The sequence below is a fragment of the Bdellovibrio sp. HCB209 genome (assembly GCF_047306065.1).
GTDB lineage: Bacteria > Bdellovibrionota > Bdellovibrionia > Bdellovibrionales > Bdellovibrionaceae > Bdellovibrio.
The window spans coordinates 2,947,826-2,967,583 of record NZ_CP178618.1; the positions used below are offsets into that span (position 1 = coordinate 2,947,826).

The following is a 19,758-nucleotide window of genomic DNA, read 5'->3' on the forward strand; positions in this document are numbered from 1 at the left end:
AATCTTAACATATTATGAGCGAACTAAAAGAGAACTTGTGCGGCAAATTCCACTTTGGAAGCATCGCGAATGCCTTTGCCATAGGTCTCCGCATACCACGTGCGATCTACTGCAAAAGCCGTTTTAACATCTGGTGAGACTTGGTAAGCGATCGAGGCTATGCCAGTTTGCATATCTTTGCCTTCTTCGCCGACGGCTGCATTCAGATAATCGTAACGGAGCATAATTTCAGCTTTAGGACCCGTCCCGAAAATAACGAAGGCACTGCCCCCGAAACCATGAATAGCTTGCCCCGCGAATGCTGTCACATCCACGCCATCAGCCATTTTACCGTCCGTGATTGCATCAGCTGGATCGTGCGTATCCAAAAGCTCGATTCCGAACTTAGTCACAGAGTCTTCAGGTTTGTACAAGAAATTAGCCTGAATACGTTCCTTGGCAGCAACATCATCACCGTACTGTTCATAAGTGCCATGGATGTAGTTCAAAGAGATGATCGCAGATTCCCAAGCTTGGAAACGGAGGAACAAAGCGCCTTCTTTATGAGGTCCCGCAGAATCCTGAGTACGCCCCTCACCATTTACGACCGACAAAGCCCACTCACCCATATCCATCGGCATTTCTGATCTGAACGCGATCCCTAAGTCAGAATAACTTTCGTATTTCCATTTTTCAGTGATGCCCCAGGCTGTTTCACCCAAGAAACGATAATTCACATCTTGGTATTGAGCTTCCAACCAAGCTAAGGGAACCACACCGAAACGCAGAGCATGGGCGCCTTCAAAAATGCTGACCAAATCCAAGTAGGCTTCACGAGTACTGACCATGAAGCTTTCTGATGTATCAGTTTTCTTTTCTGCTCCCTCAAAGGACACATAAAGCAAATTGTCGTCCTTCAGTGGAACTCCAAAGTTCAAAAGCAAGGAAGGCACACGAAATTGTGTCTCACCTTGTTGCGCTGTTGGCAGCAAGTGAACGATGCCATTAAAGTCTGCTTCCCCCGAAATTTCGATCTCAGTTAAAGCTTGAGCCTGACCACCTACAAAAATGCCCATAAGGGACAACAAAATCCATTTTTTCATGTCTAAGATGCTCGCATTTTTATATACTATTGCCAAAGGAGATCTTTAGCCGTGTCACGTCGAGTTTCTGCCATCGATATTGGGTCCAACGCCATCCGCATGATGGTCGCTGATATCAATGACACCGCACCGTTTATTCGGGTTGAAAAGAAATTACGCGCCCCTGTTCGCTTGGGCCACGACGTCTTCACAACTGGCACCATCACTCCTGAAACGATGGAAATCGCGAAAGCCACCTTCCATCGCTTTGCTGAAACCAATAAAAAGCTTCAAGTCAAAAAATGCCGAGCCGTTGCGACGAGTGCCTGCCGCGAGGCCAAAAACAGCAAAGAATTCGTAGATACCATTCGTAAAATCGCGGGGATCGACATTGAGATCATCGACGGCACCGAAGAGGGCCGCCTGATTCACTTGGCAGTCCGTAAGGAAGTTCAATTAGACCATAAAAAAACCATGCTGATCGATATCGGTGGTGGCAGTGTTGAGGTCACGTTCTCAAAGGGCGGCAAGTTACTGGCGACGAAGTCATTTCCGATGGGCACGGTGCGTGTTTTGGAAAACTTAGCAAAACGCCGCATGAATGAAAGCCACTTGAGCATCATCATGGGAGAGTTTTTATCCGCGCTGGGCCCTCATATCTATCCCAATACAGAAAACGAACCCGTGGATTTCGCTATCGGTACTGGCGGGAACCTTGAGTGTATCGCTGAGCTCAAAGTACGATTGCTCAAGAAAACTCCCAATACCTTTGTAACATTGGCAGAGTTGGGCGAGATCATTGCTCGCTTAAGAGCGATGTCCGTGAAAGAGCGCATTGATAAATTAGAGCTGCGCCCCGATCGCGCCGACGTTATTATGCCTGCCTCCATGCTTGTAGAAACTATCATGCGCCAGGCAGAAACTGAAAAGATCGTGATCCCTGCAGTAGGACTGCGCGACGGCCTTATCTGGTCGATGATTTAAGCCATCTAAATTTTAGAAACATCCATTCGAATAGTTCTAATTTTCATATACCACGCAACGCGATAGAACTCCGTTCATCAACCAAACGGAGATTTTTATGAAATTTTTAATTCTTTCTATCAGCCTTCTAATGACTCTGAACAACGCTGCCCAAGCAGCAACAACTGTTGTAAAGGGAGATTCAGCTCGCACACTAATGGAAGCCCTTGCAGGAGCAAAATTTCACGTATCAAACATGGATGCAGATCAATGGGACGGATCTATTTTGTCAGTTACGACTCAAGCAATTATCTGCCGCTATTCCGCTGTGACTGCACCGGATGAGTTGATGAGCGAAGTTGAGTGCATTTCTGCAAATGACAATATGGTACGCCCAAATTCATTGGCACTTGCTAAGGCCATAGCTGCCTTCGCTGACTTCGAAGGTGCTGCTGGTAGCCGCTATTTGTCTGTGAATTATATTTCATGCTCTTTGAAATATTCCGAGCGCGAATACCAATGCGTGTTGGATATTGATGGTCTTGCCAAAGAATAAGACTCTCAGTTGTTAATCGAAAATTTTCGGTGGGATCGAATACATCAATTCGGCCCCACCAGCATTTGCTTGAGCAAAAGTTTCGAGCTCCAAAGACAGAATGCCGCTTTTTCTAAGATCGATAAAGCTTTCTGCTTTTCCAGAAAGCATATAGCACGCAAACACACTGAGATGGGGCTCATGCCCCACGAACATCATGCGCTTGTAACCACGGCCTTGGGTACGAACCCACTTCAATAAAGCCTGCGGCGGACTTTGCGGAACCAATTCAGGAATCTCTAAGATTTTTTTACCAGGATAATGCTGAGCCAAGATCTGTGCAGTTTGAGCTGCGCGAGTAAATGGGCTAGTCACGATCACATCGACGTCCTTCACAAAGTCCTTCATTTGCACACAGATTTTCTGCATGCGCTTTCGCCCCTTCAAAGTGAGGGGACGAAACTGATCTTCCAGACCTTTTTTTGCGAAGTCTTCCCTTTCTTCAGCAAGGGCGTGACGAACGATGATAATTTCCATTTTACTCCGTGTGCGATGAATCCTCAGAGATCTTAACTCGAGATTTCGCCAATTGCATCAAAGTTTGATGAATACCAACTTCATCCCCTTTAAAGGATTTTTTGGTATAGCTGCCATCGGAGTTCATTATCCAAGCCTGCTTGTTCTCTTTCAAATAGTACTGCAAGATTTCCCACAGCTTTTCTTTCAAACTGCGATCTAGCACTGGAACAATAGCCTCAACCCTTGCATGCAGATTGCGATACATCCAGTCCGCAGAACCCAAGAAGAAATCCCCGTCGACAGGGTCTTCCTTGCCGTTTCGGAAATAAAACAAACGAGAGTGCTCTAAGAAACGACCGATCACAGAAATGACTTTGATTTTTTCGCTCATCCCAGGAACTCCCGGGCGTAAACAGCAAAAACCACGAACGATCATTTCAATATCAACACCCTTTTGTGAAGCCGAGTACAGGGCCGCACCGATGTCGTTTTCCTCGAAGTTATTAAACTTCGCTACGATGTGCGCAGGCTTCCCGGCTTTGGCGTGAGCAGCCTCACGATCAATCATTGTGCGGAACGTGGAGAACATATTCACAGGCGCAATCAACAAGTGCTGATAGTTGCCTTTAAGACTGATACCCGTTAGATAGTGGAAGAAATCCACAACATCGTTCGTGATTTCTTCACGTGCCGTTAACAATCCCAAATCCGTATAGAATCTGGAAGTCGCCACGTTATAGTTCCCCGTACCGATGTGCACATAACAACGAAGGCCTTCTTGTTCCTGACGAACCACCAAGGCTGTCTTAGCATGGGTTTTCAGACCAACAACTCCGTATACGACGTGAACGCCGGCATTTTCCAGTTCATTGGCCCAATAGATATTTCTTTCCTCATCAAAGCGCGCTTTCAGTTCAACCAAGCAAACAACTTGCTTGCCTTGAGCGGCGGCACGAATCAGTGAACGAATGAAAGGGCTGTTATCCCCTGTGCGATACAAAGTCATTTTGATCGCTAAAACTTTGGGATCTTCGCTAGCAACACGGATGAACTTTTCAACCGAGGCCGAGAAACTTTCAAAAGGATTATGTATCAATTGATCATTCGCGCGAATGGCACTAAATAAGCCCGTGCCCTCTTCAGCAAACGCTGGTGATACAACCGGAATGTACGGTTCGAATTTCAATTTCGCCAAAGGCAAATCTGCAATCATCGCCAGATCGCCATAATCAAGCTCACCCGGCAGTTCGTAAACGTCGTCTTCCGTCAGTTCAAGCTCGTCCATCAAAAACTTCAACATCCAAGGATCTGGCTTCGGACCGTGCTCTAAACGTACAACTTCAGCGAAACGACGCTGACGTAATTCTTCCTCGATCGCTTCCAATAGATCTTCTGCATCCTCTTGATCCTGATCGGAATCAGCATTGCGAGTCAGACGGAATGGCATGGATTCCAAGACTTGCATCGAAGGAAACAGGTCTTCTAAATTTTCTTTGATCACTTCCTGAAGACTGACGAAACGATTCACACTTGGATCTGCATCAACGCGAATCCACTGCGGTAAAACCTTAGGGATTTTAACACGGGCAAAAAGTTTCTCTTCAGAATTAGGATGTTTAAGTGTCAAACCCAAGGAAACTGAAAGATTCGAGATAAATGGAAATGGATGCCCAGGGTCCACCGACAACGGCGTCAATACTGGGAAGACATTTTGCTTATAGTACTTCTTAACTTGCTCACGCTCTTTGTCGGAAAGTTCCTTCCACGACAAAAGGAAAATACTTTCCTTTTCCAAAGCGGGCTTTAGAAGTTTAGTAAAACAAGCCCCTTGATCTTGGATCATCGGCAAAACCACTTGGCGAATTTCTTGAAGCTGCGCCATTGGTGTTTTGCCGTCCGCTGACTTAGGTGATACACCGTAGGCCACGTGACGTTTCAAACCGCCAACACGTTTCATGAAAAATTCATCCAGATTAGATCCAGAGATGCTCAGGAATTTTACGCGCTCCAAAAGAGGATTGTCTTTGTCTTCAGCCTCGGTCAAAACACGACGATTGAAATTCAACCACCCGATCTCGCGGCTGGTGAAAAGGCTTTCAGATGACAGTGGATGCTCGACAACTTTGACCTTGCGAGATGCTGCTTTTTTCTTAGATGTTCTGGTAGGCGACTTCGCCTTCGGTGTGTTCAAAGAATCCTCCTTGACTCCCTGGAGGTATATTTCACAATAAAGCCTAATTTTTGGCAATGTCTTCCTAGAGGAACAACGACATGCAGAATACACCGAAAGAATGGCAAGTTCTGAAACGGATCCGCAATAAGGTCCAGCGTCATAATCCAAACACCATCGTTCCCTTGGGTGACGATGCGTTTGTCTTTAAAAACTTCCCTGGCTATTCAGTGATCGCACAAGACATGATGGTCGAAGACGTTCACTTTCGCTTAGACTATTCCAGCGCCTTTGACCTAGGACACAAAGCCTTAGCAGTTAACTTAAGTGATCTTGCTGCCATGGGGGCGCAACCTCATTTTGCCCAAGTGTCTTTGGCGATCCCTAAAGAAATAACGGAATCCTGGCTTGACGAGTTCTATCAAGGCATGACAGCACTTGCCGACCGCTTCGGCGTCGAAATTGCTGGTGGAGATTTATGTGCTTCTCCTCGCGGTGTGATTATCGATGTCAGTGTGCATGGCTCCTGCGAAAAACCTATCACACGACATGGAACTCAATCGGGAGATATCCTTCTGAGCAGTGGACCTCTGGGAATTTCCAACACCGGATTGCGTGCCTTGAATGAAGACCGCAAAGCAGAATTTCCCCAAGCCACCGAACGCCATCTGCGCCCGATGCCACGCTTAGATTTGTTGGCAGATCTGCGCAAGCATGCCGACAAAATTCACGCGCTGATGGATTGCAGTGATGGGCTTTGTAACGATGCTTTGATTTTGGCTAACAAACCCTACGGCAATGGCTCGGCACCACAAAGTTTAGGTATTCATTTTTATCCCGATCAATTTCCACTCCATGATGAGACGCAAAGAATGGCGCATCTAAATAAAGCCCATGAATACGCTCTTTGGGGTGGCGAAGATTACGAACTTCTCATGGCTATTTCTCCAGAGCATAGGTCACTTTTTCCCCAGTGGACAGAAGTTGGCCAATTCACTGAAAGCCCTGGAGTCTTTTTGATTCACGGAGATGCGAAAGAGGAGATCCAATCCTTTAAGGGATGGAAGCACTTTTAACGCTCCCTCTTGGCGATCCCAGATTGAGACAGTTTTTTTGGTCGACGTTCGTTAAGCGACCTCGCTCTTTGTCCGACAAGTTAAGTATGACTTCACTCGCACGCTATCACGGCCGTTCTCCAAGATTCATTCTTCAAACTGAGGATGAAAGTATCGTGCGCGTGGCCGGCCCCAAGCAAGTTCCTTGGGAAGAAGGCACTTCCATTAAAAATGTTTCGCTGACAGGTTTAGCTTTCACAGCTCCCGATGACCTGTGCCCTATTTTAGGTGAAGTTATTAAGATTCAATTCACGCCTCCAGGTTCGCGCCAAATGGCGTGCTATGGAATCGTGACCAGACTCGATAGCATTTCCAACTCACAAACTTTAGTGGGCGTGCATTTTTATAAAATGGAAATGACTCAAAGAATTGTTTTAGCTCAAGGCTTAGCTCGTCGTTTTAAAGAAAACCAAGAGCGCGGCCAAATTGATGAAATGCTAAATAAGCAGCCAGGCGCCCTCAGCCTGATGCACTTCCCTCAATTGATGATGATGGGAGTTTTGGCAGTGCTTTGGGGCGCTGTGATTTTTGGAACGATGAAGTTCCAGTACGAAGACTTCTATAATTTCTTTTCGAAAATCTTTTAGAAGCTCTCGAATCTTTCCTTCAAACGTTTTGCCGCAAAATCTATAAACTTCTTAGTTTTCAGTGGAGCTTCCTTTTGCTCGGGGCTCACCAAACTCACCGGAATTTCTTGTCCCCGTAAGCTCTTATACATGTGAACCAAACGACCCGCACGAATATGCTCTGCCACGATAAACTCAGGCACCATGCCAATGCCACGGCCCTGCAAAGCCATTTGCGCAATCATATTGGGATTGTTTGCCGAGAATACAGGATCCACTTTTACCGTGATCTTTTTGCTGTCACTCGTGCGCCACAAATCGAGTTTGTTCTGTGAGTTCAAGGATAAGAATGGCAATGTTGGCAAATTCTCAAGGTCGTCGGCCTGACGATATCTTTCTAGAAAACCAGGGCTCGCTACCATAATGCTCTTAAGAGTTGCGACCTTTTTCACGCGCAAGGAGCTGTCCTTTAAAATACCAATACGAACTGCCACATCGATAGACTCTTTTACCAAGTCCACATAGGACTGACTCAATAAAAGTTCAAAGCGCACTCGAGGATGTTGCTTTGCAAAGTCTGCCAAAATATCAGGCATACACAAAACACCCAGGTCATCAGAGGCCGTCACACGCAACCAACCTGAGACATCGGCGATCTCTTCGCTCAACTCCGCAGAAAGACTCTCTAGACCCTCGACCAAACCTCGGGATCTCTCATAATAAGCACGCCCGGCATCAGTCAGCTGAAACTGTCTCGTCGTGCGATACACCAGCTGAATGCCTAAATCTCGCTCTAAGGCGGCAAGTCTGCGACTGACGCGGGATTTCGGTTGATGCAGCACCTCTGCAGCCTTTGTGAAGCTTCCTGCCTGGACCAGTTTAACGAATGTTCTAATTTGATTGAGATCTAATTGTTCCATATGTGCAACAGTATATCCCAATTTAGTCTACTACCGCAACACTTCATCCACCCCGATACTAACAAAGTCTCGTAACTAACAAAAAGGAGAGAATATGAGAATTTTAACTGCCGCTTTCGTAACATTGTTGAGTGCATCCGCGTTCGCTAAATCAATTCCAGCTGGGACTTACTCTGTAGACCCTGCCCATTCAAAAATTGGTTTTGAAGTTCCTCACTTGGTTATCGCTACTGTTGAAGGTCATTTCAAAAAATTTGACGGTTCAATCACGATCGATCCAAAGCTGGAGAAGTCCAAAGCCAATTTGAATGTTGATGTTGGTTCTATCGACACGGACAACGCAGACCGCGATGGCCACTTAAAGAGCCCTGACTTTTTCGATGCTGCGAAATACGGAAAACTTTCTTTCGTAGTTAAAAAAGTGATCGGCACTGCTGATGATTTGAAACTTGTGGGTGATTTGACTTTGAAAGGTAAAACTAAAGAAGTCACTTTGGCGGTGAAATACCTAGGCGAAGTCAAAGACGCTTACGGTAACGATAAAATCGCTTTCACAGCGACTGGTAAAATCAATCGTCAAGATTATGGTTTGAGCTGGAGCAAAGCTGTTGAAGCAGGTCCGGTTGTTGGTGACGAAATCACTTTGAACATCCGCATCCAAGCAGCTAAAGCTGCAGACAAAAAATAAGAAAGGTTCATCCTTTATGAAACGCATGCCTGTGATTTTTGCAGCTCACGGTTCCCCTATGAATGCTTTGATGAGTACTCCATTTACGGAAGCACTCTCTAAGCTGGGCGCGCAGTTGCCAACTCCACAGGCCATCCTTGTGGTGTCGGCCCACTGGGAGACGGAAGGAACGAAAGTTCTTTACAATGCGACCCCGCAGACGATTCATGACTTTTATGGTTTTCCGAAGGCCCTGTTCGACGTTCAATATCCTGCACGCGGTCCGTTGACACTGGCGCAAGCCACACAACGTCTGCTTTCTGAATCTACGTTGAGTGAAAAATGGGGCCTCGATCATGGCACTTGGTCTGTCCTGGTGCACATGTTTCCGAAAGCCAATATCCCTGTATTCCAATTGAGCCTTGATGTGCATGCCCCTCCTGAAAAACACATCGAACTGGGCAAACACCTGCGCAATTTGCGCGAACAAGGTGTTTTAATTTTGGGAAGCGGTAACATCGTTCACAATCTGCGCTCTATCAAATGGCGCGAACCCAACGCAAAATACGATTGGGCGGTTGAGTTCGATGCGGGTATTAAGAATGCCTTGGATCATCGTGATGAAAAAACATTGGCTCAGTATATGGAAAAATTCGGATCCGCTGCGGAACTCTCCGTTCCCTCGCCCGAACACTACTGGCCACTTCTCTACGCCTTCGGCGCCTCGGATGAGCAGGATAAAATATCCTACCCGTTCGAAGGCTTCGAAATGGGTTCTTTATCTATGCGCACAGTTATGTGGAGTGCAGCTTGATTTTGACATTGCTCCTGAACATGCAATATCGTCATCATAACCCTATGAAAATATTAATTTATTTCTGTCAGTATTAGCCGGTGTTATTTTAGCCAATGGGTATATATATTGCGCTCGACAGCTAATATCAACCTCTTAACTGGAGAGACTCATGCGCATCTGTATACCTACTATTTTAGTTCTTTTACTTTCATCATCCTTTGCATCTGCAGCAACGGGTGTAGAAAAATATATCGCTCGCTTGCAGGACGGCTATCCTCGCCCTGTTTATACAGTTCACGGTCCGAATGAGTGCTATATTGATTCTCAAGATATGGACTGGATTCCTGCCACGATTCGAGTGAATGTTTCTGGCTTTGGATCCTACGGCGAGCTAGCAAAAGTTAAAGTCTCACCCAATGAAATCAGCTGGAAATTCAAAAGCATCCGCGAATCTAAGTCGGTTACAATTAAGGTCGACGATGATGGAAACGTTCTGAGTGGTAAAGTTGTTTGGCGCCAGCTTTGGGAAGTTCAAACTAGTTACTGCGAAATTAAACAATAAAAACGACAAAAGCCCCGAGTGATCGGGGCTTTTTCTTGTTCGACGCAAAACGATCGACACTGCGTCGCATTCCAAAAAAGGAACTGTTACCTTTTGGTTTAGTCGACAGAGCTATGTGCGATAGACAGCACTTTGCAGTCAGAAACGCTCAACTTCACTTGAACATTGTAAGAGATGCCGCTTGTTTCCAACTTAAGTAAGTGGATCACAACTGGAAACTTCTCAGAGTTCCAAGCTTCGTCACCATCAAAGAAAGTCTCTTCGCCTGGTTGCAATTGAATGGAGTTTACCCATCCAACAAGGCTTGTGTTTTCAACAGTTGCGATTTCTTTTTTAACAGCAGACTCTGCTTGTCCTTGGCATTGTTCGCCAGCGAAAGCAGTTGCCGACATTGCGATCATCAATCCAGAAATAATTAAATGTTTCATAAATATCCTCTTTGTTTTAGTTTGACTCAACATTGTTTACCTTCTGTAAACGAACAGATGTAAGCGCTGGGATTTATAGCAGAGGCAGTAATAGGCTGCCAGATACTGGTGATAAAAGCGTAAACACCAACAGACCTCGGGATGAGTACATAAACAAATTTCAAAACATAAAAGTTATCTCAATGAGTCCACCCACCGATGGCTCGACCACAGTCTGCTTTCGGCATTTAAGGTGAAATGTGAGAGTCTTGCGATTATTCTTAATAAGAATACAAAAACATTCTAAAGTTCATGGAGGAACAGTGAAGTCTTTGATTTTTATTTCCGTGATGGGTCTTTCATTATCAGCAGCTGCCGATATGGCAGAATACGAAAAAGCGTCGAAACAATTTGCGTGTATCCACCAGGTCAATATGGCCACGATGGACATGGGGTATGGTTCACAGGCAGAGGGTGCCGCATTCGCTATTGGCACTGATGGCAAAACCAATGTTCTGGATTCCGGAAAAATCGTTTCTCGTGACGTAAAAAACGGTGTTGAAACTATTGTCTATAAAGCCAAAGTTATGACTGGTTTCAAAGATGGCAAACCGGTGTTTGATACGGAACGCAGAACGGTGACTTTACGCCGTGACGACCAGGGCCGTGTAGTGGCTGTGAACAAGGACATGAATCTGAAGACTCAAATCCAGAATCGCGATGCTTACCAAAAAACAGCTTGGGGCCAACAATCCAAAGGTAACTATCCTCTGTACAAAGGCACCGAGTCTACGTTTACTTATAACGGCGATTCCTGTGATGTGGCTCAGACCGTTTCCATGCAAATGCAGGATGAAAACTCCAAAGTAGAAGGCAAAGTCACTTATGACAAAGCTTTCTGTGATCGCATGAAACCGATGATTTCAAAGCTGGGCTCTCAGAATGCAGCTCAGTGCGGAAACCTGATCGGCATGGCTCAAAGTGTTTATGAACAAAGAAACACTGAGCTGGCTAAGGAGGGCAAGTCGATGATGGCGTCAGCCTACGGATATCTGGGGGGCGTAGAGGTGGCTTCCAATGCCAAAACAAAACTAGCAGCTCAATCCAGCGCCTTTAATATCGGTGGCGCGATCGCCATGTGTGCTTCTATGTCCGATGGTGGTGTGGGCATGATGGGCGGTTACTATGGCGGTGGATTCGGCAGCATGACAGGCACAGGTGGTATGATGGGCATTGCCGGCGGGAATATTGGTGGTGAAGCCAAGGCCCCGACAAAAGCCAAAAGTGCCAAGGGTGCTCAATAAGTTTTAGCGCCTCACGTATCGAATTGTTAAAATAAAAAAGCCCCGATCACTCGGGGCTTTTTTTGCTAAACGCAAAACCGATCGGTTCTACTATTTCTTTTTAAGAATCATTCTAAATGGGCCATTGCAGACATTCTGTGTGCCGTTGTCTTTAAGAACGATCTCCACTTGTCTTGGCTTAACCTTGCCCTTTTTCTTTTGAATCTCCGGCTTCATTGTAACCTCAGGATCCTCTAGAACAACTACTGGTGCAGAGCTATCAACCACAGCATCCGGCATTACGCTGTGTTCACGATACAAAGTATTCGTACGAGGCCCTTGAATCATCCCACCATATTCATTCAACAAACGAGTTTGATTCAATACAACACTATCACCTGTTAGAGAGTAAGTTCCCTCTGCCGTCATGGCGCAGTTTTGTCTGCAACGATAATCGCCGCTCACGATGTCTTGCAAATAGGTCCCATTAGAAAATGTGAAAGTGATTCCATCCGTCACCTGACCGGAGCCATTGTCACAAAGAATTGTCGCAGCATAAGTGCCGGATTCGATCCCCTGGTTCAGCTGAACACCTGGTTGCTGCTGAGGTCCGCCTACCTGGCCGTAACCAGTGATTGGCTCACCTTGAGGATAAACAGAGTTATCTGGCACTCCTCCGCCACCGCCACCAGAACTTGAATTACAACCGATAACTGCCAATGCCACGATCACAACTGAAAAAACAGACTTCATATTATTCACAGGCCACTCCGACATTTAGTTAGAGAAACATCTCGTGTACCTTTTACCACAGAATGTAAAAACCCCAGAGCACTCCCCGGGAGGGCATGCAATCGTTACCTGATTGTCCAAAGTTTAGACAGTTCTCGCGGATCACAGCGAGCCTCCCCTCATTTAATCAACGCACACAGTTACCGGAGCGGAGGCCCTTGTCACCTCCAGAAAGCTTCGCTTAAATGACGGAATCACCCGGAGGTACCCATGCTTTACGAAACAACAGTTCCCTACTTTATTAAAATGCTTCACAACCTAGAACAAATTTTGGACAAGGGTGCGAAGTTTGCTGAAACTAAGAAAATCGATATGGACGTTCTGCTGAACTCTCGCTTGGCTCCGGATCAATTCCCTTTGGGACGCCAAATTCAAATGGTTTGCGACACAGCTAAACTTGCAGCGTTCCGTTTAACAGAAAAAACAGCGCCTACTTATCCTGACACGGAAAAAACCTACGCTGAATTTCAAGACAGAATCAAAGGCACGATTCAATATTTGGAATCATTGTCAGCAGCTGACTTCAAAGGTGCAGAAACAAAACACATCACCACACCTCGCTGGGATGGACAATGGATGACGGGAGCAGAGTTTATCTCTCACCATGCTTTGCCAAATCTTTATTTCCACGTAACGACAGCTTACTCAATCCTTCGCCACAACGGCGTAGAGGTTGGCAAGAAAGATTACCTAGGCGCGATGCCACTGAAAAAGTAAGAGCACAAAAAACAAAAAGCCCGGTTTCTCAACCGGGCTTTTTTTTATTTATAATGCTTCATTTCCGACGGCGGCAAACGCCTGTTTCGTTTTCTCACGGACCTCGTCACGTTTTCTGAAACGATCCATCAGCGAGTACACACAAGGCACCACGAACAAAGTCAGGATCGTCGACACGAACACACCACCGATTAAGCACAGGGCCATCGGGCGCATCGTCTCTGACCCAGCTCCCGTCGCCGTTGCAGATGGAACCGCAGCGGCAATCGTTGCAATGGAAGTCATCAAGATCGGACGCAGACGGATAGGACACGCTTCAATCAACGCGGCATTCGCCTCAGAGTTTCCGCGGTCACGAACCGTGTTGGTAAATTCAATCAACAGGATCGAGTTCTTTTTCACGATACCCATCAAAAGCAACAAACCGATCATCGAGTACATATTCAAAGACTGATTCGTAATCAACAGCGCAAAGAATGCTCCCGAGAAACTGAATGGCAAGGCCATCAAGATCGTCACTGGATCGATGAACGAGTTGAACTGCGACGCCAAAACCATGTAGGCAATGACCAAGCCCATGATCAACGCAAAGATCAAACTTTGGAAAGACTCTTGGAAAGTCTTAGAAGAACCCTGTTGTTCGATCATGTAACCAGGCTCCAGAATCTTTTTAGAGATTTTTTCAACCTGCTCCATTGCCAATTGCTGGGAAGCACCCGCTTTTAAGTTCGCAGTGATAGTGATCGCGCGTTGACGATTCGTACGAGAAATACTTTGCAAAGCTTTCGTCGTTTCTTGGTTCGTCACACGGCTGATTGGAATCAAGTTCGCACGGTTGTTGCCGATCAAAAGTTTTTTGATCTCGACCATCGCGTCTTCTTTGTTATCCAATTTCACTTTGATGTCGTAACGGTGACCACCCTCTGGATACTCCCCGGCTTTCACGCCACCAATTAAAGCACTCACCGTCGTTCCGATGGAGGCAATGCTCACACCGTGCTCGGCTGCCGACTGACGATTTGGTTTTACTTGGATTTCTGGCATACCCAAAAGGTAGTTCGAGTCCACGTCGACCATCATCCCTGTTTTGCCCATCTCATCCATGATCTGTTGAGAGTACTTCGCAAGTTTTTGCCAGTCAGAACCCATCACCGTAAACTCAATCGGATAACCACGACCGCTTGAAAAACCACGTTGTGACATATCCATCAGAACCGGACGCACATCAGGAATTTTACTAAAGGCTTCACGAGTCACTTGCATGAAGTCTTGCTGACTCACGCGCTTACCAGTTTTTTCATCCTTAGGACGCTCTTTGAAATCCTTCAAGGTGATAAACATCATCGCAGTATTCGCATCAGAGATACCACCACCGAAACCACCGATGCTGGCAAAGACTTGCTTCACTTCAGGGCGAGAGCGCAACCACTCCTCTGCTTTTTTAACTTGGCCGTCGGTGTAAGCAAGTGAGCTTCCCACTGGCAAAATCAAACGCGCGAGGAAGATGCTTTGATCTTGCGCTGGTGACATTTCTTTCACTAGGAATTTAATCGACACGAACGAAGCCGCCACAAACACCAAAGATCCCGCGATCACTGTCCAGCGGAAGTTCAATGATTTACGCAACCATCTTTCATAACCTGTCTTCAAAGACTCCATGAAGCTTTCAAAAGCTTTACCGATTTTTGTCGTGCGCTCACCGTGATGAACGAAGCCCGCACAACGCATCGGCGTGATCGTCAAAGACTCAACCAACGACAGGAAAACCGCGATGGAGATCGTCACACCGAACTGCATGAAGAACTTACCGATGATACCCTTCATGAAAGCCACCGGCAGGAAGATCGCAATAACTGCAGCAGTTGCTGCCATAGCTGCGAATGAAATCTCGCGCGAACCTAAGATCGCCGACTCAATCTGTCCATGCCCGTCCTCGTTATACCTGAAGATATTTTCGAGGACCATGATGGCATCATCCACGACGATACCGATCGCCAAGGTCAGACCCAACAATGTGAACGTATTCAAAGTATAGCCCAAGAAATACAAACCGATGAAGGCCCCAAGCAGCGAGGTCGGAATCGATAGCAAGACGTTGAAGGTCGCAGACCACGAGCCCAAGAACGCCCAACAAACCAATGAGGTTAAGATAACGGCCAACACCAAGTGATGTGTCAGCTCGCCCACGGATTTTTCGATGAACTGAGTACTGTCAAAGTTTACGTGGATCTTCATGCCCTCAGGCAATTGCGATTGAATCTCTGCGGCTTTCGCTTTGACGGCTTTTGCAACTGCCACGGCATTCGTACCACGTTGCTTACGAATCCCCAGCCCCAAAGCTGTCTCGCCATTAAAGCGAGAAATACGAGTGATGTTATCAAGACCCATGCTGACATCAGCTACTTGGCCGATCTTCACCATGTTCGTAGAATCTTGAATCAGAGAACCCGCGCGACGGCTGATGACGATGTTTTCAAATTCCTTGATCGTCTTAGCCTCACCCATTGTGCGCACGTTGTAGTTGTTCTTTTGTGTTTCAATGTAACCGCCCGGAACTTCCGAGTGTTCAGACTTGATCGCATCGATCACGTCATTCACTGCGATGTTGTACTGCGGAAGTTTTTTCGTATTCACGAATACGCGAAGGACGGGATCCGTATAACCACCGAGGAAAATATCGCCGACACCATCGACCGTCGTGAAACGATCTTTCAGATAGTCGCGCGCGTACTTCATCAGGAATTCTAAATCACCTTTGTCGTAAGTAAGTGCCAACCACAAGATCGGTTGGTCATCGGGATTTGTTTTTGAGATCGTTGGAGGATCGACGTTGTCCGGAAGTAATCGCTGCGCACCTGAAACTTTTGCCTGAACATCTTGCAAAGCGAGATCAATATTACGATCCAAACTAAATTCGACTGTAATTGTTGCAGACCCAGTTTTGCTGCTGGAAGTGATGCTTTGGACCCCTTCAACTCCCATCAATGCACTTTCTATAACGTCAACGACCTGGGTTTCCATAACCTCAGGAGCCGCGCCATCCAAAGCAACACTCACGGAAACCGTGGGAAAATCCACGTCTGGCAATTGGGACAAGCCCATTCGCGAAAACGAGATCAAACCAAAAATCATCAGACCGAACATCAACATCCATGCAAATACTGGATTCTTGATGGAAATATCCGAAATTCTCATTCCTTCTCCTTGGAACTTAAGACTCCAAAAAATTGTAGCAAAGCAACGCTAGAACAGCCATGTACAACTTTCAACAATTGTTAAGACAAGACTTTGATTTTACTCTTGTTCCTAAGGAGAACTAAGCAATACTTAGGCGGCTAATCAGCTGTTGACATGCCTGGTCTGAACGAATATCAATGACCCCAATTTAGCCACTACGGAGGCTCCTATGCTTACTACTCGTATCTCGAGTAAATTCTTATTCGTTTCTCTAACGATCCTATCAGCGACAAGCTGGTCTAAACCGAAATTAGCCACTGCGAACGCAGCTCCTGCATCTTCATCTTCTTTGCGTGATGCTGCTTTGGCCGAGACTAAAGGTACTGCAGTCGCAACAAAATCTGCGACTGATGCACAAACAACTGGGATGTTGATCCTAAAAGATCCAAAGCCAGAAATCGTTTCTCGTCCTTGGCTGTACTTTGCGGGTTTCACAGCTCAGCAATTTCAACCAAAAGGAACAGTGACGACTGATGCTTCTGGAACTTTCGATCTTTCTGCAAACGATCAAACATTCATGCCTGGTCTAACGATGGGTGTAATGTCCCCTGAGTGGAACTTGAAAAACGTTCTAATTAGCGGCGGTCTTCGTTTCGATGGTTCTATGGCGACTCAAGGTACATCAGTAACTCTTCCATCAGGAATGGTTGTTGATGACGCGCGCTTGAACACAACGATGCTTTCTGCAGGCCCAGTACTTAATCTTCGCTACGCGAAACTTTCTTGGTTGGCTCTCACTTTCACGCCGCAATTTGGAACTTTGAACTACACACAAAGTTCATCTAACGATTTTGCGCACTTCTCCAAACAAGCTTCTTACGTGGCGATGAACTATGGTTTAGACTTCCGTTTAACAAAAAAATGGTCCGTCTTTACTGAATGGTCCCAAAGAGAAATTCGTGATGAACAACAAGAGATCGCAATGGCGAAAGACAACTTTGAATTAGGAACTAAAGTCTCATGGTAAAACAAATCATTCTTCTTCTTTGCGCAACCTCCACTGCTTTTGCTCAGCAAGCTCCAGTAGCTGCTCCAAAAGTAGTCGTGCTTTCTCAGAAAAAAGTAGCTGAGTTGGCATTGCAACAAGGTTACCGCACTCAAGAAGTAAATCTAGAGTATCAACAAAAGAAACTTCCCTTTGCAGAAACTTTGTCTAAGTACGACTTCGTTTTGGATGCGGCAACTGGTTACGAGTTGGATAAGCAAGCTCAGCAATTGAACTCGCAAACTCTTGACCCGCGCAACAAAATCGAACGCTACAATACGACTTTTTCTTTGAAGAAGCCTTTCACTACAGGAACATTGGCAACGATTGAATTGAATCGTTTGTCTTTGAATGCTGACTACGACGTGAATTTGCCTCAGCAACCGCCAAGCAACCAAACTTTGGACCGCGCAGGGATCATCCTTGAACAAGCGATCCTAGGTAACTTCTTTGGTGTGGCTGATCGTGGAACTGTGAATGCAGCTGAAAACAACTATAAAGCTTCTGAAATCCTACGTGCCGATGATTTGGAAAACGTGGTTTTGGAATCTATCCGTCAGTTCTGGACAGCTTACATCGCTCAAGAGAACTTCAAAGAAGCTGTGAGCGCTCGTGACCGTTACAAACAATTGGTTGATACCGTTCGCAGAAAAACATCTTTGGGTTACTCTAACCCAGGTGACTTGCCACAAGCTCAAGCCGAACTTGAAACTCGTGAGCAAACTGTGAAGTTGACTTCAACTGAGTACTTGGCTGCGGTTGAGAATCTTTTGACAGCTTTGGCTTTGGATCCAAAATCCGAAATCAAATTTGAAATGAGCACAATGTTGCCAGCAATGCCAAGCCTTCCACAAAAGAAGACTGAAGACTTGCGCGCGATCCGCTCTCAAAAATTGAAAGTGCAAGCTGCTGAAGATAGCTTGTCAGCGTCTAAATCTTTGAGCTACCCGACTTTGAACGTTGTCGGTAAAGCCTATACGACGGGTGTTGGCGAAAAGTCTGAGGATTCTTACTCTGAACTTACTGGCGGCAATCGTCCTGACTATTATGTAGGATTGAGATTCGCTTACAACTTCGGATCTGATGTTCAAAACGAGCGTATCGTGTACAACAAACTAAACCGTGACTTGGAACAAACTCGTTTGAGCCGTCAATTGGTTGAAGTTGAAGACAAGAACACTCAAGCTGAGCGTAAAGCTCAAGCTGCTTACTCTGTTGCCCAAAGCGCAGAAAAGCAAAAAGGCTTCCGTGAAAGAGCAGTGACTGAATTGAACCGCTCTTACTCACAAGGCCGTACTGATATTAATAACTTGATCATTGCCCTAAACAACGCTTTCACCGCTGAGGTTCAATACATCACGGCTGTAGGCAATTACCACATCGCTTTGAATGAATGGGCAGCTTCAAGAGACGAACTTATTCCTGACGACAACCAGTCAGAAGACAATAAATAGGCAGGGGAATTTATGTTGAAAAAATTAATCCTTACACTGAGCGTTTTGAGCTTCACAGCGTGCGCATTCAATAATGACGAGTCAGGCTCTGACAATATTAGCAAAAAAATCACGCAGGATAACATCCGTGCAGCTGAAAACTTCCGCAAAGTGGAAGGTTCTTACCAAGGTAACTTGGTTCGTGAAAACGGCTCTACAGAAGTGATCCAAATCGCATTGCTTTTGTTAACTGAAAACTCAGGAATTAACACTGACGGTTCTGCGAAAATCCAATACAAGCAAGCAGCGGCTTACACTCGCGTGTCACCGGCTTCTGCTCCTGTATCTGGTTTGTCTGCAGCTTACACTCCTGAAACTGGAACTATCAGCATCTCTAACAATGATGATAAAGCTACAAACGATGATCTTCACTCAGTGATTGCTACTATCAAAGACGGCATCATGACAGGCGTGGTTAAATCTAAATCTGGCATCATCGGTCGATTCTCTTTGAAGTTCATCGTGGGTGGTTCATCAAACGGCGGTAACGGTTCTGAAGATCAGTACTACCAAAGAATTCGTGATCAATATCAAGCGATTTCTGGAACTTACCTTGGTTGCGTGATTGCTTCAAAAAACATGCAATCATCTGTACCAAGCTACAAAGGCAAAATCACTTTGTCGACATTCGAGCAAGAAGTAGACGACGGCAAAGACAAAACAACTCGTCCTTTGCTAGTGGGTACTTTCTCAAGAAACTACAACACAAGTGGCCTTTTGAAAGCGACATTGAGCGGCTCATATCGTAACGACTTCAATCCAGCGATCTTGAACCTAACAGGCACATACATTGGCACTACGAACTCTTACGCAACGACGTTCAGAGGAACGTTGTCTGCAAACGGCGAATACATCGCTGAATTCGCAAGCAACAAAAACGGTGTCGAAGGCCAAATGTACTTCAAAAAAGGCCAAACATACCCAGCGAAATGCGCTAACGTATCTCGCTAATCCTCCCCGCTCCAAAAGC

The 19,758-nt window shown here is 45.9% G+C and carries 19 protein-coding genes; 12 read left to right on the forward strand and 7 right to left on the reverse strand.

Annotation, left to right across the window (positions count from 1 at the left end; all coding sequences use genetic code 11):
- Nucleotides 1-23: 23 nt before the first annotated feature.
- The gene (locus tag ACLVWP_RS14300; protein ID WP_413558191.1) at nt 24-1,082 is read right to left on the reverse strand and encodes a hypothetical protein; all 1,059 of its coding nucleotides are present in this window, start codon (nt 1,080-1,082) and stop codon (nt 24-26) included.
- A 51-nt stretch (nt 1,083-1,133) separates the two neighbouring features.
- Between ACLVWP_RS14300 and ACLVWP_RS14305 the strand changes: the two genes are divergently transcribed.
- Both ACLVWP_RS14305 and ACLVWP_RS14310 read left to right on the forward strand, forming a co-directional pair.
- Entirely contained in the window at nt 1,134-2,045 is a 912-nt protein-coding gene (locus tag ACLVWP_RS14305; RefSeq protein ID WP_413558192.1) for a hypothetical protein, read from the forward strand.
- A gap of 97 nt (nt 2,046-2,142) precedes the next feature.
- The gene (locus ACLVWP_RS14310) at nt 2,143-2,580 is read left to right on the forward strand and encodes a hypothetical protein (RefSeq protein WP_413558194.1); all 438 of its coding nucleotides are present in this window, start codon (nt 2,143-2,145) and stop codon (nt 2,578-2,580) included.
- A 12-nt stretch (nt 2,581-2,592) separates the two neighbouring features.
- Here the strand turns inward: ACLVWP_RS14310 and ACLVWP_RS14315 are convergent, their stop codons facing one another.
- Nucleotides 2,593-3,096 carry a SixA phosphatase family protein gene (locus ACLVWP_RS14315; protein WP_413558195.1) on the reverse strand — a complete coding sequence of 168 codons (504 nt, stop codon included), beginning with the start codon at nt 3,094-3,096 and terminating at the stop codon, nt 2,593-2,595.
- Nucleotide 3,097: 1 nt separating this feature from the next.
- Nucleotides 3,098-5,269 carry a polyphosphate kinase 1 gene (ppk1, locus tag ACLVWP_RS14320; RefSeq protein WP_413558197.1) on the reverse strand — a complete coding sequence of 724 codons (2,172 nt, stop codon included), beginning with the start codon at nt 5,267-5,269 and terminating at the stop codon, nt 3,098-3,100.
- Between the two features lie 80 nt (nt 5,270-5,349).
- Here ppk1 and thiL point away from each other — a divergent pair, with 80 nt between their 5' ends.
- The gene (gene thiL, locus ACLVWP_RS14325; RefSeq protein WP_413558198.1) at nt 5,350-6,324 is read left to right on the forward strand and encodes a thiamine-phosphate kinase; all 975 of its coding nucleotides are present in this window, start codon (nt 5,350-5,352) and stop codon (nt 6,322-6,324) included.
- Between the two features lie 86 nt (nt 6,325-6,410).
- Nucleotides 6,411-6,950, forward strand: a complete 540-nt coding sequence (locus ACLVWP_RS14330; RefSeq protein WP_413558200.1) for a PilZ domain-containing protein — start codon at nt 6,411-6,413, stop codon at nt 6,948-6,950.
- On the opposite strand, the gene ACLVWP_RS14335 is transcribed toward ACLVWP_RS14330, so the two are convergent.
- Entirely contained in the window at nt 6,947-7,849 is a 903-nt protein-coding gene (locus tag ACLVWP_RS14335) for a LysR family transcriptional regulator (protein ID WP_413558202.1), read from the reverse strand. The two genes, ACLVWP_RS14330 and ACLVWP_RS14335, sit on opposite strands and share 4 nt — an antisense overlap.
- A 94-nt stretch (nt 7,850-7,943) precedes the next feature.
- Between ACLVWP_RS14335 and ACLVWP_RS14340 the strand changes: the two genes are divergently transcribed.
- The 3 genes from ACLVWP_RS14340 to ACLVWP_RS14350 all read left to right on the forward strand — a co-directional run bounded on the left by ACLVWP_RS14340 (nt 7,944) and on the right by ACLVWP_RS14350 (nt 9,874).
- On the forward strand, nt 7,944-8,537 hold the full coding sequence (locus tag ACLVWP_RS14340) for a YceI family protein (protein WP_413558203.1): 594 nt from the start codon (nt 7,944-7,946) through the stop codon (nt 8,535-8,537).
- A gap of 16 nt (nt 8,538-8,553) precedes the next feature.
- Nucleotides 8,554-9,330 carry a 4,5-DOPA dioxygenase extradiol gene (gene ygiD / locus ACLVWP_RS14345; protein WP_413558204.1) on the forward strand — a complete coding sequence of 259 codons (777 nt, stop codon included), beginning with the start codon at nt 8,554-8,556 and terminating at the stop codon, nt 9,328-9,330.
- Nucleotides 9,331-9,481: 151 nt separating this feature from the next.
- Nucleotides 9,482-9,874, forward strand: a complete 393-nt coding sequence (locus ACLVWP_RS14350) for a hypothetical protein (protein WP_413558205.1) — start codon at nt 9,482-9,484, stop codon at nt 9,872-9,874.
- A gap of 98 nt (nt 9,875-9,972) precedes the next feature.
- Here ACLVWP_RS14350 and ACLVWP_RS14355 read toward each other — a convergent pair whose 3' ends face one another.
- Nucleotides 9,973-10,302, reverse strand: coding sequence for a hypothetical protein (locus tag ACLVWP_RS14355; RefSeq protein ID WP_413558206.1), 330 nt, complete (start codon nt 10,300-10,302; stop codon nt 9,973-9,975).
- A gap of 302 nt (nt 10,303-10,604) precedes the next feature.
- On the opposite strand from ACLVWP_RS14355, the gene ACLVWP_RS14360 reads away from it, so the two are divergent.
- Complete coding sequence (locus ACLVWP_RS14360; protein ID WP_413558207.1) at nt 10,605-11,585, forward strand: hypothetical protein; 981 nt, start codon at nt 10,605-10,607, stop codon at nt 11,583-11,585.
- 90 nt (nt 11,586-11,675) lie between these two features.
- Here the strand turns inward: ACLVWP_RS14360 and ACLVWP_RS14365 are convergent, their stop codons facing one another.
- Nucleotides 11,676-12,326, reverse strand: a complete 651-nt coding sequence (locus tag ACLVWP_RS14365; protein ID WP_413558208.1) for a hypothetical protein — start codon at nt 12,324-12,326, stop codon at nt 11,676-11,678.
- 240 nt (nt 12,327-12,566) lie between these two features.
- On the opposite strand from ACLVWP_RS14365, the gene ACLVWP_RS14370 reads away from it, so the two are divergent.
- Nucleotides 12,567-13,073 (forward strand): DUF1993 domain-containing protein, encoded by a 507-nt coding sequence (locus tag ACLVWP_RS14370; protein WP_413558210.1) that lies wholly within the window; start codon nt 12,567-12,569, stop codon nt 13,071-13,073.
- Between the two features lie 48 nt (nt 13,074-13,121).
- On the opposite strand, the gene ACLVWP_RS14375 is transcribed toward ACLVWP_RS14370, so the two are convergent.
- A complete protein-coding gene (locus ACLVWP_RS14375; RefSeq protein WP_413558212.1) occupies nt 13,122-16,268 on the reverse strand; it encodes an efflux RND transporter permease subunit in 3,147 nt (1,048 codons plus the stop codon).
- A gap of 211 nt (nt 16,269-16,479) precedes the next feature.
- Here ACLVWP_RS14375 and ACLVWP_RS14380 point away from each other — a divergent pair, with 211 nt between their 5' ends.
- The 3 genes from ACLVWP_RS14380 to ACLVWP_RS14390 are packed head-to-tail and all read left to right on the forward strand — an operon-like array spanning nt 16,480 to nt 19,739.
- Nucleotides 16,480-17,277: a hypothetical protein gene (locus ACLVWP_RS14380; protein WP_413558213.1), complete on the forward strand. Its 798-nt coding sequence runs from the start codon at nt 16,480-16,482 to the stop codon at nt 17,275-17,277.
- On the forward strand, nt 17,271-18,749 hold the full coding sequence (locus ACLVWP_RS14385) for a TolC family protein (protein ID WP_413558215.1): 1,479 nt from the start codon (nt 17,271-17,273) through the stop codon (nt 18,747-18,749). Before ACLVWP_RS14380 ends, ACLVWP_RS14385 begins: the two co-directional genes overlap by 7 nt.
- Before the next feature lie 12 nt (nt 18,750-18,761).
- Nucleotides 18,762-19,739, forward strand: coding sequence for a hypothetical protein (locus tag ACLVWP_RS14390; protein WP_413558216.1), 978 nt, complete (start codon nt 18,762-18,764; stop codon nt 19,737-19,739).
- Nucleotides 19,740-19,758: the final 19 nt, after the last annotated feature.

What these genes read in the sequence shown, in the direction of transcription:
- ACLVWP_RS14300 (WP_413558191.1), bottom strand. Translation starts at nt 1,082, where the DNA reads ATGAAAAAATGGATTTTGTTGTCCCTTATGGGCATTTTTGTAGGTGGT.
- ACLVWP_RS14310 (WP_413558194.1), top strand. Translation starts at nt 2,143, where the DNA reads ATGAAATTTTTAATTCTTTCTATCAGCCTTCTAATGACTCTGAACAAC.
- ACLVWP_RS14315 (WP_413558195.1), bottom strand. Translation starts at nt 3,096, where the DNA reads ATGGAAATTATCATCGTTCGTCACGCCCTTGCTGAAGAAAGGGAAGAC.
- thiL (WP_413558198.1), top strand. Translation starts at nt 5,350, where the DNA reads ATGCAGAATACACCGAAAGAATGGCAAGTTCTGAAACGGATCCGCAAT.
- ACLVWP_RS14330 (WP_413558200.1), top strand. Translation starts at nt 6,411, where the DNA reads ATGACTTCACTCGCACGCTATCACGGCCGTTCTCCAAGATTCATTCTT.
- ACLVWP_RS14335 (WP_413558202.1), bottom strand. Translation starts at nt 7,849, where the DNA reads ATGGAACAATTAGATCTCAATCAAATTAGAACATTCGTTAAACTGGTC.
- ACLVWP_RS14340 (WP_413558203.1), top strand. Translation starts at nt 7,944, where the DNA reads ATGAGAATTTTAACTGCCGCTTTCGTAACATTGTTGAGTGCATCCGCG.
- ygiD (WP_413558204.1), top strand. Translation starts at nt 8,554, where the DNA reads ATGAAACGCATGCCTGTGATTTTTGCAGCTCACGGTTCCCCTATGAAT.
- ACLVWP_RS14350 (WP_413558205.1), top strand. Translation starts at nt 9,482, where the DNA reads ATGCGCATCTGTATACCTACTATTTTAGTTCTTTTACTTTCATCATCC.
- ACLVWP_RS14355 (WP_413558206.1), bottom strand. Translation starts at nt 10,302, where the DNA reads ATGAAACATTTAATTATTTCTGGATTGATGATCGCAATGTCGGCAACT.
- ACLVWP_RS14370 (WP_413558210.1), top strand. Translation starts at nt 12,567, where the DNA reads ATGCTTTACGAAACAACAGTTCCCTACTTTATTAAAATGCTTCACAAC.
- ACLVWP_RS14375 (WP_413558212.1), bottom strand. Translation starts at nt 16,268, where the DNA reads ATGAGAATTTCGGATATTTCCATCAAGAATCCAGTATTTGCATGGATG.
- ACLVWP_RS14380 (WP_413558213.1), top strand. Translation starts at nt 16,480, where the DNA reads ATGCTTACTACTCGTATCTCGAGTAAATTCTTATTCGTTTCTCTAACG.
- ACLVWP_RS14385 (WP_413558215.1), top strand. Translation starts at nt 17,271, where the DNA reads ATGGTAAAACAAATCATTCTTCTTCTTTGCGCAACCTCCACTGCTTTT.
- ACLVWP_RS14390 (WP_413558216.1), top strand. Translation starts at nt 18,762, where the DNA reads ATGTTGAAAAAATTAATCCTTACACTGAGCGTTTTGAGCTTCACAGCG.